At 71.2% G+C, this 14,018-nt stretch carries 16 protein-coding genes; 4 read left to right on the top strand and 12 right to left on the bottom strand.

The features are described 5' to 3' along the window. Positions 1-118: 118 nt before the first annotated feature. The 12 genes from dapD to ACFWUQ_RS29010 all read right to left on the bottom strand — a co-directional run bounded on the left by dapD (position 119) and on the right by ACFWUQ_RS29010 (position 9,505). Positions 119-1,099 (bottom strand): 2,3,4,5-tetrahydropyridine-2,6-dicarboxylate N-succinyltransferase, encoded by a 981-nt coding sequence (gene dapD, locus ACFWUQ_RS29065; RefSeq protein WP_384543941.1) that lies wholly within the window; start codon positions 1,097-1,099, stop codon positions 119-121. Positions 1,100-1,309: 210 nt separating this feature from the next. Continuing rightward, positions 1,310-1,861 (bottom strand): TetR/AcrR family transcriptional regulator, encoded by a 552-nt coding sequence (locus tag ACFWUQ_RS29060; protein ID WP_384543939.1) that lies wholly within the window; start codon positions 1,859-1,861, stop codon positions 1,310-1,312. Beyond that, complete coding sequence (locus tag ACFWUQ_RS29055) at positions 1,861-2,184, bottom strand: DMT family transporter (RefSeq protein WP_384543937.1); 324 nt, start codon at positions 2,182-2,184, stop codon at positions 1,861-1,863. The genes ACFWUQ_RS29060 and ACFWUQ_RS29055 overlap by 1 nt, the downstream gene beginning before the upstream one ends. A 38-nt stretch (positions 2,185-2,222) precedes the next feature. After that, complete coding sequence (locus ACFWUQ_RS29050; RefSeq protein ID WP_384543935.1) at positions 2,223-2,729, bottom strand: hypothetical protein; 507 nt, start codon at positions 2,727-2,729, stop codon at positions 2,223-2,225. A gap of 153 nt (positions 2,730-2,882) precedes the next feature. Continuing rightward, positions 2,883-3,227: a metal-sulfur cluster assembly factor gene (locus ACFWUQ_RS29045; protein ID WP_215020285.1), complete on the bottom strand. Its 345-nt coding sequence runs from the start codon at positions 3,225-3,227 to the stop codon at positions 2,883-2,885. After that, the gene (gene sufU / locus ACFWUQ_RS29040; RefSeq protein ID WP_384543932.1) at positions 3,224-3,685 is read right to left on the bottom strand and encodes a Fe-S cluster assembly sulfur transfer protein SufU; all 462 of its coding nucleotides are present in this window, start codon (positions 3,683-3,685) and stop codon (positions 3,224-3,226) included. The genes ACFWUQ_RS29045 and sufU overlap by 4 nt, the downstream gene beginning before the upstream one ends. Positions 3,686-3,722: 37 nt before the next feature. Further along, positions 3,723-4,979, bottom strand: coding sequence for a cysteine desulfurase (locus ACFWUQ_RS29035; protein ID WP_384543930.1), 1,257 nt, complete (start codon positions 4,977-4,979; stop codon positions 3,723-3,725). Further along, positions 4,976-5,749 carry a Fe-S cluster assembly ATPase SufC gene (gene sufC / locus ACFWUQ_RS29030; protein ID WP_384543928.1) on the bottom strand — a complete coding sequence of 258 codons (774 nt, stop codon included), beginning with the start codon at positions 5,747-5,749 and terminating at the stop codon, positions 4,976-4,978. Before sufC ends, ACFWUQ_RS29035 begins: the two co-directional genes overlap by 4 nt. A gap of 7 nt (positions 5,750-5,756) precedes the next feature. Continuing rightward, positions 5,757-6,074: a bifunctional 3-phenylpropionate/cinnamic acid dioxygenase ferredoxin subunit gene (locus ACFWUQ_RS29025; protein WP_384543926.1), complete on the bottom strand. Its 318-nt coding sequence runs from the start codon at positions 6,072-6,074 to the stop codon at positions 5,757-5,759. Continuing rightward, complete coding sequence (gene sufD / locus ACFWUQ_RS29020; RefSeq protein WP_384543924.1) at positions 6,074-7,252, bottom strand: Fe-S cluster assembly protein SufD; 1,179 nt, start codon at positions 7,250-7,252, stop codon at positions 6,074-6,076. The genes ACFWUQ_RS29025 and sufD overlap by 1 nt, the downstream gene beginning before the upstream one ends. Before the next feature lie 79 nt (positions 7,253-7,331). Then, positions 7,332-8,747 (bottom strand): Fe-S cluster assembly protein SufB, encoded by a 1,416-nt coding sequence (gene sufB, locus ACFWUQ_RS29015; RefSeq protein ID WP_355410506.1) that lies wholly within the window; start codon positions 8,745-8,747, stop codon positions 7,332-7,334. Further along, complete coding sequence (locus ACFWUQ_RS29010) at positions 8,744-9,505, bottom strand: helix-turn-helix transcriptional regulator (RefSeq protein ID WP_384543921.1); 762 nt, start codon at positions 9,503-9,505, stop codon at positions 8,744-8,746. The genes sufB and ACFWUQ_RS29010 overlap by 4 nt, the downstream gene beginning before the upstream one ends. Positions 9,506-9,926: 421 nt before the next feature. On the opposite strand from ACFWUQ_RS29010, the gene ACFWUQ_RS29005 reads away from it, so the two are divergent. The 4 genes from ACFWUQ_RS29005 to ACFWUQ_RS28990 all read left to right on the top strand — a co-directional run bounded on the left by ACFWUQ_RS29005 (position 9,927) and on the right by ACFWUQ_RS28990 (position 13,829). Beyond that, positions 9,927-10,853: an ABC transporter ATP-binding protein gene (locus ACFWUQ_RS29005; RefSeq protein WP_384543919.1), complete on the top strand. Its 927-nt coding sequence runs from the start codon at positions 9,927-9,929 to the stop codon at positions 10,851-10,853. After that, positions 10,850-11,617 (top strand): ABC transporter permease, encoded by a 768-nt coding sequence (locus ACFWUQ_RS29000; RefSeq protein ID WP_384543917.1) that lies wholly within the window; start codon positions 10,850-10,852, stop codon positions 11,615-11,617. The genes ACFWUQ_RS29005 and ACFWUQ_RS29000 overlap by 4 nt, the downstream gene beginning before the upstream one ends. An 84-nt stretch (positions 11,618-11,701) precedes the next feature. Then, positions 11,702-12,835, top strand: coding sequence for a hypothetical protein (locus ACFWUQ_RS28995; RefSeq protein ID WP_384543915.1), 1,134 nt, complete (start codon positions 11,702-11,704; stop codon positions 12,833-12,835). A gap of 25 nt (positions 12,836-12,860) precedes the next feature. Next, positions 12,861-13,829, top strand: coding sequence for a heme A synthase (locus ACFWUQ_RS28990; protein ID WP_384543913.1), 969 nt, complete (start codon positions 12,861-12,863; stop codon positions 13,827-13,829). The last annotated feature ends 189 nt before the right edge of the window (positions 13,830-14,018 follow it).

Raw genomic sequence — 14,018 nt, 5'->3', positions numbered from 1 at the left:
CGTTGTTTTTTTTTTTTTTTATTACTGCGTGGTGGACGCCCACGTCGCTCCGGGTGGGGGCGCTCGACGGCGTACGGGCGCCGGCCTCGGCCCGGTGCGGGCCGACACCGGCGGTGCGTCAGTTGTGGCTGTGGAGGACCTCGTTCAGGCCGCCCCAGACCGCGTTGTTCGGACGGGCCTCGACGGCGCCGGTGACCGAGTTGCGGCGGAAGAGGATGTTGCTGGCGCCCGACAGCTCCAGGGCCTTGACGATCTGGCCGTCCGGGAGGGTCACGCGGGTGCCCGCGGTCACGTACAGGCCCGCCTCGACGATGCACTCGTCACCCAGCGCGATCCCGACGCCGGCCTCGGCGCCGACCAGGGTGCGCTCGCCGATCGAGATGATCTGCTTGCCGCCGCCGGAGAGGGTGCCCATCGTGGAGGCTCCGCCGCCGATGTCGGAGCCGTCGCCGACGACGACGCCCGCGGAGATGCGGCCCTCGACCATGGAGGTGCCCAGTGTGCCGGCGTTGAAGTTGACGAAGCCCTCGTGCATGACGGTGGTGCCCTCGGCGAGGTGCGCGCCGAGGCGGACCCGGTCCGCGTCGGCGATGCGCACGCCCTTGGGGGCGACGTAGTCGGTCATGCGCGGGAACTTGTCGATCGAGGTGACCTGGAGGTGCAGGCCCTCGGCGCGCGCGTTGAGGCGGACGGTCTCGACCTGGTCGACCGCGACGGGGCCCAGCGAGGTCCACGCCACGTTGGTCAGCAGGCCGAAGACGCCGTCGAGGTTCTGGCCGTGCGGCTTGACCAGGCGGTGGCTGAGCAGGTGCAGGCGCAGGTACGCGTCGTGCGCGTCCAGCGGCTTGTCGTCGAGGGAGGCGATGACGGTGCGGACGGCTACGACCTCGACCCCGCGGACCGCGTCCGAGCGGATCGCCTTCGGCGCGGTGGTTCCGAGCAGCTCCGCGGCCCGCTCGGCGGTGAGGCGCTCGGTGCCGGCCGGGCCGGGCTCGGCGACCAGCTCGGGGGCGGGGAACCAGGTGTCGAGGACGGTGCCGTCGGCGGTGATGGTGGCAAGTCCGGCGGCGACGGCGCCGGTGGTACGCGTAGCAGTCATGCCCGAAACCTAACCGGCGACGGCCTCCGGTCGCGAACCAGTCTCATGTGCCGGTCACGCAGCGTGTCGGCGGCGGCTCCCCCGAATCGGGCCGGGGCGGGCGGCCGCCGACACTCAGGCGCGCGCCAGCACCCGCCTGGCCGTCGCGGCGGCCGCCGGCACTCAGGCGCGCGCCAGTACCCGCCTGGCCGTCGCGGCGGCCGCCGGCACTCAGGCGCGCGCCAGCACCCGCCCGAGGATCTCCCGGGCGTACGGCTCGTCGTACGCCGCGTCCGTGAGCAGCACCTGGAGGCTGATGCCGTCCATGACCGCCACCAGCGCGCGGGCCGTCACCGGGTCGGTCCGCTCCGCGAGGGCTCCGGCGACGGCCTCGCCCCACTCGGCGGCCACCGGGCGCAGGGCCGGCCGGCGCAGTGCGGCCAGGTAGAGCTCGTACTCCAGCTCCACCCGCCCCCGGTCCGCCGCCAGGAACTCCCCCAGCAGGCGGGCCAGGGAGGTCGCGAGGTCCGCGGTGGGGTCGGCGAGCGCCGGGAAGGCGGACACCAGGGCGGCGAAACCCTCGTTGGCCTGCCGCAGGGCCGCGACCAGCAGGTCGTCCAGCGTCTTGAAGTGGTAGGTCGTGGAGCCGAGCGGCACGTCGGCCTCGGCCGCCGCGGTGCGGTGGCTCAGGCCGGCGATGCCCTTGGCGCGCACCACCCGGATCGCCGCGTCGATGATCCGCTGCCGCCGCCCGGGGTCGTGCCTGCGGACGCCCGCCGCCATCAGTGCGCCGCTCCGCCGAGGTTCAGCAGGACCACGCCGGCGATCACCAGGGCGATTCCGGCGATCTTCGCGGCGGTGGCGGTCTCGCCCAGGAAGACCATGCCGATGGCGGCGACGGCGGCCGTGCCCACCCCGGCCCAGATCGCGTAGGCGGTGCCGACCGACATCGTCCTGAGGGTCTGCGCGAGCAGGGTGAAGGCGATGAGGTAGCCCAGCACGGTGCCGAGCGAGGGCCAGAGCTTCGTGAAGCCGTCGCTGTACTTCATGGCGGTGGTGCCGGCGACCTCGGCGGCGATGGCCGCGGCAAGCAGTGCGTAGGGCATGCGTACAAGCGTACACAACGTTGTGTACGCTTGTACACTTACAGGGCGTACGGGTCGGAGCTGCCGGCGGCGGCGAAGGAAACGGTGAGGCAGCGGGGGGCCGGGGTCGCGGAGGCCCGTGCCGAGGCGGCGTAGGTGAGGACCGCCGTGGCGGTCCTGCCGCCGCGCCCGGTCACCTCCAGCGTCAGGTCGGTACAGCCCGGGGCCCGGGCCCGCACGGTCAGGCGCCGGTCACCGGTCCGCGTCCGCTCCTGCCGTACGTCGGCCGCACCCGCCACGGCGGGGTTGGTGGACGAGACCACCCGCAGCCGCAGCAGGCCGGCCGGAAGGCCCGCCTGCTCGATGTCCACCGTCACGCCGGAGTCGCCGTGGGCGCCCACCGCGCCGCTGAGGTGCGGGGAGGACAGCGAGATCGTCGGGTCGGCGTACTCCGCCGGGTACGCGGCGGCGTGCGCGGGAGCACCCAGCGCCGCGACAAGCAGTGCGGCGGCGCCCGCGGCCCCTGCCGCGCCCCGACGGCGGACGGGTGCATGGCGGACGGTCACGGGGAGTCCCCTCCAGTACGGCGCCGCGTCGGGGCGGCCGCCGAGAGGATTCGGCCGCCGCGGCCCGTTCCGGGCGCCCTCCACCCGTCCGCCCGGAGAACAGGGAGGGCCCCCGGCACGACTGTGCCGGGGGCCCTCACGCGCATGCGCAGGTCAGACGTTGAAGCCGAGTGCGCGGAGCTGCTCGCGGCCATCGTCCGTGATCTTGTCGGGGCCCCACGGGGGCATCCAGACCCAGTTGATGCGCAGTTCGTTCACGATGCCGTCCGTGGCCGACTTCGCCTGGTCCTCGATGACGTCCGTGAGCGGGCAGGCCGCCGAGGTCAGCGTCATGTCGAGCGTGGCGATGTTCGCGTCGTCGACATGGATGCCGTAGATCAGGCCCAGGTTGACGACGTCGATGCCCAGCTCGGGGTCGACCACGTCGTAGAGGGCCTCGCGGACCTCCTCCTCGGTGGCCGGCTTGATCGACGCCTCGGGCGTCGCGTTCTCGGTCATGCCGTCTTCCTCTCCGCGTCGCCCAGAGCCTGGGCGGTCGCGTCCTTCCAGGCCATCCAACTCAGCAGAGCACATTTCACACGCGCCGGATACTTGGAGACACCGGCGAACGCGATCGCGTCCTCCAGCACCTCCTCCATCGCCTCGTCGGGCTCGACCTTGCCCTTGGACTGCATCAGCTCCAGGAACACGCCCTGGATCTTCCGCGCCTCGGCCAGGTCCTTGCCGACGAGCAGCTCGTTCAGTACGGACGCGCTGGCCTGGCTGATGGAGCAGCCCTGGCCCTCGTAGGAGACGTCGGTGAGCGTCTCGCCGTCGTACTTCACGCGCAGCGTGATCTCGTCACCGCAGGTCGGGTTGACGTGGTGCACCTCGGCGTCGCCGTCACGCAGACCACGCCCGTGCGGGTGCTTGTAATGGTCCAGGATCAGTTCCTGGTACATCGAATCCAGCTTCACAGCGACTCCGTCGTCCTCGTCACCTTCGCCTGTCCCGTCAGCCGAAGAAGTTCCGTACGTGCTCCAGCCCGTCGATCAGCGCGTCGACCTCGGCGGGAGATGAGTACAGATAGAAAGACGCTCGCGTCGTCGCCGGAATTCCGTACCGCAGGCAGACCGGGCGCGCGCAGTGGTGCCCGACCCGGACGGCGATGCCCTGCTCGTCCAGGACCTGGCCGACGTCGTGCGGGTGGATGTCACCGAGGGTGAACGAGATCGCGGCGCCGCGGTCCTCGGCCGTGGTGGGGCCGATGATCCGCAGGTCCTGCACCTCCGCGAGGCGCTTGATCGCGTACTCGGTGATCGCGTGCTCGTGGGCGGCGATGCGGTCCATGCCGATCGCGCTCAGGTAGTCCACCGCCGCGCCGAGACCGACGGCCTGGGCGATCGGGGGCGTACCGGCCTCGAACTTGTGCGGCGCCGGCGCGTACGTCGACGAGTGCATCGACACGGTCTCGATCATCTCGCCGCCACCGAGGAACGGGGGCAGGTCCTCCAGCAGCTCCTGGCGGCCCCAGAGCACGCCGATGCCGGTCGGGCCGCACATCTTGTGGCCGGTGAAGGCCACGAAGTCGGCGCCGAGCGCCTGCACGTCCAGGGGCATGTGCGGAGCGGCCTGCGAGGCGTCGATCAGCACCAGCGCGCCGACCTCCTGCGCGCGCCGGACGATCGCGTCGACCGGGTTGACCGTGCCCATGATGTTGGAGACCAGCGTGAAGGAGACGATCTTCGTCTTCTCCGTGATGACCTCTTCGATGTTGGACAGGTCGAGCCGGCCGTCGTCGGTGAGGCCGAACCACTTCAGCTTCGCACCGGTGCGCTGCGAGAGCAGCTGCCACGGAACGATGTTGGAGTGGTGCTCCATCTCCGTGATGGCGATCTCGGTCTCGCGGTCGACCCGGTAGGGCTCGTCCGCCCAGCCGAGCATGTTCGCGACCAGGTTGAGCGACTCCGAGGCGTTCTTGGTGAAGATCACCTCGTCGCGGCTCGGCGCGTTGATGAAGGCGGCGACCTTGTCGCGGGCGCCCTCGTACAGCGCCGTGGCCTCCTCTGCGAGCACGTGCACGCCGCGGTGGACGTTTGCGTTGTGCTGCTCGTAGTACTCGTTCAGCGCGTCGAGCACCTGGCGCGGCTTCTGCGAGGTCGCAGCGTTGTCCAGGTAAACGATCTTCTTCCCGTCGTGGACCACGCGATCCAGCAGGGGGAAGTCCTTGCGGATCGCCTCGATGTCGAGGAGGCCAGGCAGCTGTGTCACGCGGTCGCGCCACCCTTCACGTACTTGTCGTAGCCCTCGGCCTCCAGCTGGTCGGCGAGCTCGGCGCCACCGGACTCGGCGATGCGGCCGTTCGCGAACACGTGCACGAAGTCGGGCTTGATGTAGCGCAGGATGCGCGTGTAGTGGGTGATCAGCAGCGTGCCGACCTCGCCACCCTCGCGGACCCGGTTGACGCCCTCGGAGACGACGCGCAGCGCGTCGACGTCCAGGCCGGAGTCCGTCTCGTCGAGGATCGCGATCTTCGGCTTCAGGAGCTCCAGCTGGAGGATCTCGTGGCGCTTCTTCTCACCGCCGGAGAAGCCCTCGTTCACGTTGCGCTCGGCGAAGGAGGTGTCCATGGAGAGCTGCTCCATGGCGGCCTTGACCTCCTTCACCCAGGTGCGCAGCTTCGGCGCCTCGCCGCGGATGGCGGTGGCCGACGTGCGCAGGAAGTTGGAGACCGAGACGCCGGGGACCTCGACCGGGTACTGCATGGCGAGGAAGACGCCGGCGCGGGCGCGCTCGTCGACGGACATCTCCAGGACGTTCTCGCCGTCCAGGGTCACGGTGCCACCGGTGACGGTGTACTTCGGGTGACCGGCGAGCGAGTACGCCAGGGTGGACTTGCCGGAGCCGTTCGGACCCATGATGGCGTGCGTCTCACCCTGCTTGACGGTGAGGTCGACGCCCTTGAGGATCTCGCGGGCACCAGTCGCCGAGTCGCCGGTCTCGACGGTGACGTGCAGGTCGTGGATTTCAAGCGTTGCCATGGATACCTCAGGACTCCTGGGTGAGGGAGACGAGCACGTCGTCCCCTTCGATCTTTACGGGGTAAACGGGAACGGGACGCGTCGCGGGCAGGCCCGAGGGCTTGCCGGTGCGCAGGTCGAAGGCCGATCCGTGCAGCCAGCACTCGATCATGCAGTCCTCGACCTCGCCCTCCGAGAGCGAGACGTTCGCGTGCGAGCAGATGTCGTTGATCGCGAACACCTCCCCCTCGGTGGAGACGATGGACACCGGCGTGCCGTCGAGTTCCACCCGCTTCGGGGTGTCCTCCGTCAGCTCGCTCAGCGCACAGGCCTTGACGTACGTCATCAGACGGAGCCCTGGAGCTCGGTCTCGATCTTGGTGAGCAGGCGCTCCTCGATGTCCGGGACACCGATCTGCTGGACGAGCTCGGCGAAGAAGCCGCGCACGACCAGCCGGCGGGCCTCGTCGGCCGGGATGCCGCGGGCCTGGAGGTAGAAGAGCTGCTCGTCGTCGAAGCGGCCGGTCGCGGAGGCGTGGCCGGCGCCGACGATCTCGCCGGTCTCGATCTCCAGGTTCGGGACCGAGTCGACGCGCGCCCCGTCCGTGAGGACGAGGTTGCGGTTCATCTCGTAGGTGTCGGTGCCCTCGGCGGTCTTCTGGATGAGCACGTCGCCGATCCAGACCGCGTGGGCGTCCTGGCCCTGGAGCGCGCCCTTGTAGACCACGTTCGACGTGCAGTGCGGGGCGGCGTGGTCGACGAGGAGGCGGTGCTCCTGGTGCTGGCCGGCGTCGGTGAAGTAGAGGCCGAAGAGCTCGGCCTCGCCGCCGGGGCCGGCGTAGGACACGCGCGGGTGCAGGCGGACGAGGTCGCCGCCGAAGGTGACGACGATCGACTTGAAGGTCGCGTCGCGGCCGATCAGCGCGTTGTGCTGGGAGACGTGGACCGCGGTGTCGTCCCAGTCCTGCACGGAGACGACGGTCAGCTTGGCGCCGTCGCCGACGAGGAAGTCGGCATTGGCGGCGCGCACGCCGTCACCGGTGTGGTCGATGACGATGACGGCCTCGGCGAACGCCTTCACGTCGAACACGGTGTGCCCGAAGGTCGTACCGCCCTCGCCGTGCAGCGTGACGCGCACCGGCTCGGTCAGGACGGCCTCCGCGGGCACGGTGACGACCGTGGCCTTGGCGAAGGACGAGAACGCCTGGGCGGCGATCCGGTCCACCGGGGTGCCCGCCTTGCCGATGCGCGCGTCGCCGCGCTCCACCGACTCGACGGTGACGCCCTCGGGCGCGTCGATCTGGGCCTTGATGGCGCCGTCGGCGACCGCGGTGCCGTTGTGGAGTCCGCGCATGCGGGCGAGCGGCGTGAAGCGCCACTCCTCCTCGCGCCCGTCCGGAATCGGGAAGTCCGCCACGTCGAAGGACGGGGGCGCGCTCATCCGGGTGGCGACGGTGGACTCGGCGGCCACCGCGATCGCGCCGGCGGTGGTGGAACCCGCCGGAATGTTCTGAGCCTCAGCCATGGCTGTCGTCTTGCTCACTCTCTTGTAAAGCGCTGCCTACGTCAAAGAATCCGCTGCGGAACGCGCGGGGCGGTCGGGACTAGCCGACCGAGCCCTCCATCTGCAGCTCGATCAGCCGGTTCAGCTCCAGCGCGTACTCCATCGGCAGCTCCCGGGCGATCGGCTCGACGAAGCCGCGCACGATCATGGCCATGGCCTCGAACTCGGTCAGACCGCGGCTCATCAGGTAGAAGAGCTGGTCGTCGGAGACCTTGGAGACGGTCGCCTCGTGGCCCATGGACACGTCGTCCTCGCGGACGTCCACGTAGGGGTACGTGTCCGAGCGGGAGATCGTGTCGACCAGGAGCGCGTCGCACAGCACGTTGGACTTCGAGCCGTGGGCGCCCTCGCCGATCTCGACGAGGCCGCGGTACGAGGTGCGGCCGCCGCCTCGCGCCACCGACTTGGAGACGATGTTCGAGGAGGTGTTCGGCGCCATGTGGACCATCTTGGAACCGGCGTCCTGGTGCTGGCCCTCGCCCGCGAAGGCGATGGACAGGGTCTCGCCCTTGGCGTGCTCGCCCATCAGGTACACGGCGGGGTACTTCATGGTGACCTTGGAGCCGATGTTGCCGTCGACCCACTCCATGGTCGCGCCCTCGTACGCCACGGCGCGCTTGGTGACCAGGTTGTAGACGTTGTTCGACCAGTTCTGGATCGTCGTGTAGCGGCAGCGGCCGCCCTTCTTGACGATGATCTCGACCACGGCGCTGTGCAGCGAGTCCGAGGAGTAGATCGGGGCGGTGCAGCCCTCGACGTAGTGGACGTACGCGTCCTCGTCGACGATGATCAGCGTCCGCTCGAACTGGCCCATGTTCTCCGTGTTGATACGGAAGTAGGCCTGGAGCGGGATGTCCACCTTGACGCCCTTGGGCACGTAGATGAACGATCCGCCGGACCACACCGCGGTGTTCAGCGACGCGAACTTGTTGTCGCCGACCGGGATGACGGTGCCGAAGTACTCCTGGAAGAGCTCCGGGTGCTCCTTGAGCGCGGTGTCCGTGTCGAGGAAGATGACGCCCTGCTCCTCCAGGTCCTCGCGGATCTGGTGGTAGACGACCTCGGACTCGTACTGGGCCGCGACACCGGCGACGAGGCGCTGCTTCTCCGCCTCGGGGATGCCGAGCTTGTCGTACGTGTTCTTGATGTCCTCGGGCAGGTCCTCCCAGGAAGCGGCCTGCTTCTCGGTGGAGCGCACGAAGTACTTGATGTTGTCGAAGTCGATGCCCGAGAGGTCCGAGCCCCAGTTCGGCATGGGCTTGCGGTCGAAGAGCTTGAGGCCCTTGAGGCGGAGGTTCAGCATCCACTCCGGCTCGGACTTCTTCGCCGAGATGTCGCGGACGACCTCCTCGGACAGACCCCGCTTGGCAGCCGCGCCGGCCGCGTCGGAGTCGGCCCAGCCGTATTCGTAGGTGCCCAGGCCATCGAGCTCAGGGTGAGCAGTCTCCGTGGTCATGCGGGGTTCCTCCCGGCCGTACTTGCAGATACTGATGTGTCGGTCTGTGCGGTGCTCGCGCTGCGCGGAATGAAGGTCGTGCACACTCCGTCGCCGTGGGCGATCGTGGCCAGGCGCTGCACGTGTGTCCCGAGCAGTCGGGAGAAGACCTCGGTCTCCGCCTCGCAGAGCTGCGGGAACTGCTCGGCGACGTGCGCGACCGGGCAGTGGTGCTGGCAGAGCTGTTCACCGCTGTGCGGACCGGGAGCGCTCTTCGCCGTAGCAGCGTACCCGTCCTTGGTCAACGCCCGGGCAAGGGCCTCCGTGCGGTCCACGGGGGCGGCCGCCTCGACGGCCTCCCGGTAGGGGGCCGCCTGCGCTTCCATCCGCGCCCTGGCGAAGGCGGCGACGGCCGCCTCTCCCGGCTCACCGCCACCGGCGGCCTGCGCGATCCAGCGCAGGGCGTCCGCGGCGAGGGTGTCGTAGGACTGGTCGAAGGCGTCGCGCCCGCAGTCGGTCAGGGCGAACACCTTCGCCGGCCGGCCCCGGGTGCGCGCGCCGTAGACGCGCTGCTCGCGGGCCTCCACCACGTCGTCCGCCACGAGTGTGTCGAGGTGGCGGCGGACGGCCGCCTGGGTGAGGCCGAGCCGCTGGGCGAGGTCGGCGACGGTGGACGGACCGTGGTCCAGGATGGACCGCGCGACCCGGTTGCGGGTTGACCGCTCTCCGGTCGCGAGCTCCCCCTGGGGGGTCTCGTGCTTCCGTTCGCCGTATTTCACAACGCCATTGTTGCGTAATTAAGCGAGCCGCGACAAGCCGTGACGGACGCCACTCATGGTGGCCTCCATCACTAAGGGTTACCTTATTTATCGACAGAGCGTTATCCGGAGGGGAACACTCCGCATCTCCACCGGGCCTGCCCCGCAGCCCCGCCACGGCTCCCACCAGCGCACCTGCGTCCGTGGCGGCCTCCCGCCCGGCGCGGACCGGCAGCCGGACAAGCTCACGGAAATCCGTGGTCCCGGCCGGGACCGACCGGGCGAAAAAAGTTCGCGGGCGCTCCCCCGGTGCGCGGATCCGAGGACGCGAGGCCGGCCGAGAGGGCCGGACCGCGAAGGCCGCGAAGGGTCCGCGAGGCTCCGCCGCCCCCCGGGCCCCGGGGCCCCGGCCCCCTCGCCGGGCTCCGTAGACTCACCCCCCATGAGCAACGACCCCGCCGTGGAGATCCGCGGTCTGGTGAAGCGGTACGGCCCCAGGACCGCCGTGGACGGCCTGGACCTCACCGTCCCGAGGGCCTCCGTCACCGCGGTCCTCGGCCCCAACGGCGCGGGCAAGACGACCACGGTGGAGACCTGCGAGGGATACCGCCGCCCCGACGCCGGAACGGTCCGCGTCCTCGGCCTCGACCCGGTCGCCCAGGCCGCGGCCCTGCGCCCGCGCGTCGGCGTGATGCTCCAGTCCGGAGGCGTGTACTCGGGAGCCCGCGCCGTCGAGATGCTGCGCCACATGGCCAAGCTGTACGCCGACCCGCTCGACGTGGACACCCTGGTGGACCGCCTCGGCCTCGGCGGCTGCGGCCGCACCGCCTACCGCCGGCTCTCCGGCGGCCAGCAGCAGCGCCTCGCCCTGGCCATGGCCGTGGTCGGCCGCCCCGAGCTGGTCTTCCTCGACGAGCCCACCGCCGGCCTCGACCCGCAGGCCCGCCGCGCGACCTGGGACCTCGTGAAGGAGCTGCGCGCCGACGGGGTCACCGTCGTCCTCACCACCCACCACATGGACGAGGCCGAGCAGCTCGCCGACGAGGTCGCCATCGTCGACAGGGGCCGGGTCATCGCCCACGGCAGCCCGGAGCGGCTGTGCCGCGGCGGCGCCGAGAACACCCTGCGCTTCACCGGCCGCCCCTCCCTCGACCTCGCGTCGCTGCTGAAGGCGCTGCCCGACGGCACCGAGGCCGCCGAGCTGGTCCCGGGCGTCTACCGGGTCACCGGGGACGTCCACCCCCAGCTGCTGGCCACCGTCGCCTCCTGGTGCGCGCAGCACGGGGTGATGCCGAACAGCCTCTCGGTGGAGCGGCACACCCTCGAAGACGTCTTCCTCGAACTCACGGGCAAGGAGCTGCGCGCATGAGCGCCGGTACGTTCGTCCCCCGCCCGGGGGCGGCCCCCGTCTCCCGCATGATCCTCGCGCAGACGGCCCTGGAGACCCGGATGCTGCTGCGCAACGGGGAGCAACTGCTGCTGACCGTGATCATCCCGGCGCTGCTGCTGACCCTCTTCTCCGTCGTCGACATCGTGGACACCGGCGCCGGGAAGTCCGTGGACTTCCTCGCCCCCGGGATCCTGGCCCTCGCCGTGATGTCCACCGCCTTCACCGGCCAGGCCATCGCCACCGGATTCGACCGCCGTTACGGGGTGCTCAAGCGGCTCGCGGCCTCCCCCCTGCCGCGCTGGGCGCTCATGGCCGCCAAAACCCTGTCGGTACTGGTCACCGAGGTGCTCCAGGTCGTCCTGCTGACGGTGATCGCCCTCGGGCTCGGCTGGTCCCCGCAGGGCGATCCGCTGTCGGTCGCCGCGCTGCTCCTGCTCGGCACCGCCGCGTTCTCCGGTCTGGGTCTGCTCATGGCGGGCACCCTCAAGGCCGAGATGACCCTGGCCGCCGCCAACCTGGTGTTCCTGCTGCTGCTGGTCGGCGGCGGGGTGATCGTGCCGCTGGAGAAGTTCCCCGACGCCGTGCGGTCCGCGTTGGAGCTGCTGCCCGTCTCGGCCCTGTCCCAGGGGCTGCGCGAGGTGCTGCAGGGCGGCGCCTCGATGCCGTGGGGGCACGCCGCCGTGCTGGCGGCCTGGGCCGTCCTCGGCCTGGGCGCCGCCGCGCGGTTCTTCCGCTGGGAATGAAACCCTTCCGCTGCGGTCGGCCTTCCCGCGACTATGGACGCCTTGACCCATGAGGTGCGCGGACCACGACGCCGGGGGGCGGACATGGCGGAGCGAGAGGCCGTTCTACGGCTGGACGAGCAGTGGGCCCGGGTGCGGACGGCGCCCGCGCAGCCACTCCCACCGGAGCGCGAGAGGCTTCTCGACGACCTGATCGCCGCCCTGCGGACACTCCGGGACGACCCGCACTGCGTGGCCCTGCTGGGGCTGCGCCTCGCCGACCGGGCCGCCCTGCGCTTCGCCGGGGGCGACCGCGCGGCTGCCCTCGCCACGATCGAGGAGGGGCTGCGCAGCTCCGAGCGCGCGGCCGGCCACTCCCCCGAGTACGCCCGCTGGTACGCCCGAGGGCTGATCAACCACGGGGTCTGGCTGGCCTGGCCGCTGAGCGACGCGGACCGGCTGCCGAGGTATCCGCTGGGCCCCGGCGCCACCGAGGGCCCGAGCCCCATGGAGCGGGCGGCCGGCGAGCGCGCCCGCGACCTGACCCGGACCGCGGTCGAGGTGTGGACGGGCCTGGACCAGCGGGACCCGGTCAACCGGCGGGGCCTGGCGCAGGCCAAGGTGTTCCTCGGGGACCGGCTCGCGGAACTGGGCCTCGCCGAGGAGGCGGTGGCCTGGGCGGTGGCCGCGGAGTCGGACTTCCGGCACCTGCTGCTCGCGGGCCCCGCCGGGGAGGGGGCCGACGAGGCCGAGGAGGCGCTCGACCACATCGACCGGCAGCTGGAACTGCGCCTGCGCTTCCTGTCCTTCGACTCCCTCGTGAACCTGCGCGCCGAGGGACTGCTCCCCGAACGGCTGCTGCCGCAGGCGGTGGTGGCCGCCCGCATCCAGGGCGCGGCGGAGCCCGCGATCGCCGCGCGGTTGTGCCTGGACGCCGAGCAGGTGCGCACGATGCTGGAGGTCACACCCTGGCTCGCGGTGTGGCGGGTCGAGGTGCGCGGTCCGGACGGGCTGTGGAACGTACAGGACCATCCATGGCACAGCGCCACAGAAGTGCGGAACAGGACCGCCGAGGACATGGCGTCCGAAGTGGTACGCGGCTTCGTGGGTTCGGCGCACTACCCGGGCGACAGCGCGCACTGGCGCGTCCGGCTGTGGTGGCACGAGGAGGGCGACCCCGCGGGGGCCCGGTTCCGGCTGACCGTCGGCCCGGACACCCCTGTGGCCACCCCCTCGTGAAACTTTGCACAAGGGTCGGCTTACGATGGGTGCCGTGTTTAACCCCCTCGCATACATCGCCGGCCGCTGGACTCCGTCACCCCGGATCGTCCGTCGGGCCGCGTTCGCCGCGCTCCTGATGAGCGTGGCCATCGTCGTCACCGGCGGCGCGGTGCGGCTGACCGGATCCGGTCTCGGCTGCGACACCTGGCCCAAGTGCACGGACGAGAGCCTGCTCGCGACCCCGGCGCAGGGATTCCACGGCGCCATCGAGTTCGGCAACCGGATGCTGACGTACGTGCTCTCCGCGGCGGTCGGCTGGGCCATCCTGGCGGCCCGTTCCGCCAAGCCGTGGCGCCACGCGCTGACGCGGCTCGGCTGGCTCCAGTTCCTCATCGTGCTGGCCAACGCCGTACTGGGCGGCATCACCGTCATGACGGGCCTCAACCCGTACAGCGTGGCCGGGCACTTCCTGCTCGCCACCGCGCTGATCACCGTCACGACCGTCACCTGGCAGCGCGCCGGCGAGGGCGACACCCCGGCCCGGCCCCGCGTGCCGGCCCCGGTGCGCAAGCTGTCCTGGGCGATGCTCGCGACCACCTTCGTCCTGATCGCCGCCGGCACGGTGGTCACCGGGTCCGGGCCGCACGCGGGCGACAGCAGCGAGATCGCGCGGATGCCGTTCGACTGGGAGGCCACCGCGCACGTGCACGCCGTCGCCGCCTGGGCGGTGTGCCTGCTGGCCGTCGCCATGTGGCTGGTCCTGCGGGTGGTCGACGCTCCCGCCGACACCCGGGCCCGCGCCCGCGACCTGGTGGTCGTGCTGCTCGCACAGGGCGCCGTCGGCTACGTCCAGTTCTTCACCGAGCTGCCCGAACTGCTCGTCGCCGCCCATATGCTCGGCTCCTGCCTGGTCTGGATCGCCACGCTGCGGGTCGCACTGAGCCTGCGCGAGCGCCCGGCGGAGCAGATCGGCACCGGGGCCCGGGACGAGCCCGAGCTCTCCACCGTCTGAGCCGGCCGGACGCCGCGCCGGGCCGGCGAGCACGGGCCGGCGAACCCCTCCGGCGACAGCGCTAGTGCCGTGGCCGGAAAGGTTTGCCGGGTCGCGGTGTCCGGTGCAGTGCATCGCAAGACGGCGGACCACGGCTCGTACTGGACGTACCGCCGTGGTCCGCCAACGCCGCGAGGTGCCGTGCAGGGC

It is taken from the genome of Streptomyces sp. NPDC058662, assembly GCF_042716255.1.
Lineage (GTDB): Bacteria > Actinomycetota > Actinomycetes > Streptomycetales > Streptomycetaceae > Streptomyces.
Note: the sequence above shows the minus strand (reverse complement) of the source record. Positions and strands in the feature narration are given on the sequence as shown.

Excerpts from the sequence above, each read along its gene's own strand:
- ACFWUQ_RS28995 (WP_384543915.1), top strand. The coding sequence starts at position 11,702 with ATGGCGGAGCGAGAGGCCGTTCTACGGCTGGACGAGCAGTGGGCCCGG.
- dapD (WP_384543941.1), bottom strand. The coding sequence starts at position 1,099 with ATGACTGCTACGCGTACCACCGGCGCCGTCGCCGCCGGACTTGCCACC.
- sufD (WP_384543924.1), bottom strand. The coding sequence starts at position 7,252 with ATGGCTGAGGCTCAGAACATTCCGGCGGGTTCCACCACCGCCGGCGCG.
- sufC (WP_384543928.1), bottom strand. The coding sequence starts at position 5,749 with ATGGCAACGCTTGAAATCCACGACCTGCACGTCACCGTCGAGACCGGC.
- ACFWUQ_RS29060 (WP_384543939.1), bottom strand. The coding sequence starts at position 1,861 with ATGGCGGCGGGCGTCCGCAGGCACGACCCCGGGCGGCGGCAGCGGATC.
- ACFWUQ_RS29055 (WP_384543937.1), bottom strand. The coding sequence starts at position 2,184 with ATGCCCTACGCACTGCTTGCCGCGGCCATCGCCGCCGAGGTCGCCGGC.
- ACFWUQ_RS29005 (WP_384543919.1), top strand. The coding sequence starts at position 9,927 with ATGAGCAACGACCCCGCCGTGGAGATCCGCGGTCTGGTGAAGCGGTAC.
- ACFWUQ_RS28990 (WP_384543913.1), top strand. The coding sequence starts at position 12,861 with ATGGGTGCCGTGTTTAACCCCCTCGCATACATCGCCGGCCGCTGGACT.
- ACFWUQ_RS29025 (WP_384543926.1), bottom strand. The coding sequence starts at position 6,074 with ATGACGTACGTCAAGGCCTGTGCGCTGAGCGAGCTGACGGAGGACACC.
- ACFWUQ_RS29000 (WP_384543917.1), top strand. The coding sequence starts at position 10,850 with ATGAGCGCCGGTACGTTCGTCCCCCGCCCGGGGGCGGCCCCCGTCTCC.
- sufB (WP_355410506.1), bottom strand. The coding sequence starts at position 8,747 with ATGACCACGGAGACTGCTCACCCTGAGCTCGATGGCCTGGGCACCTAC.
- ACFWUQ_RS29045 (WP_215020285.1), bottom strand. The coding sequence starts at position 3,227 with ATGACCGAGAACGCGACGCCCGAGGCGTCGATCAAGCCGGCCACCGAG.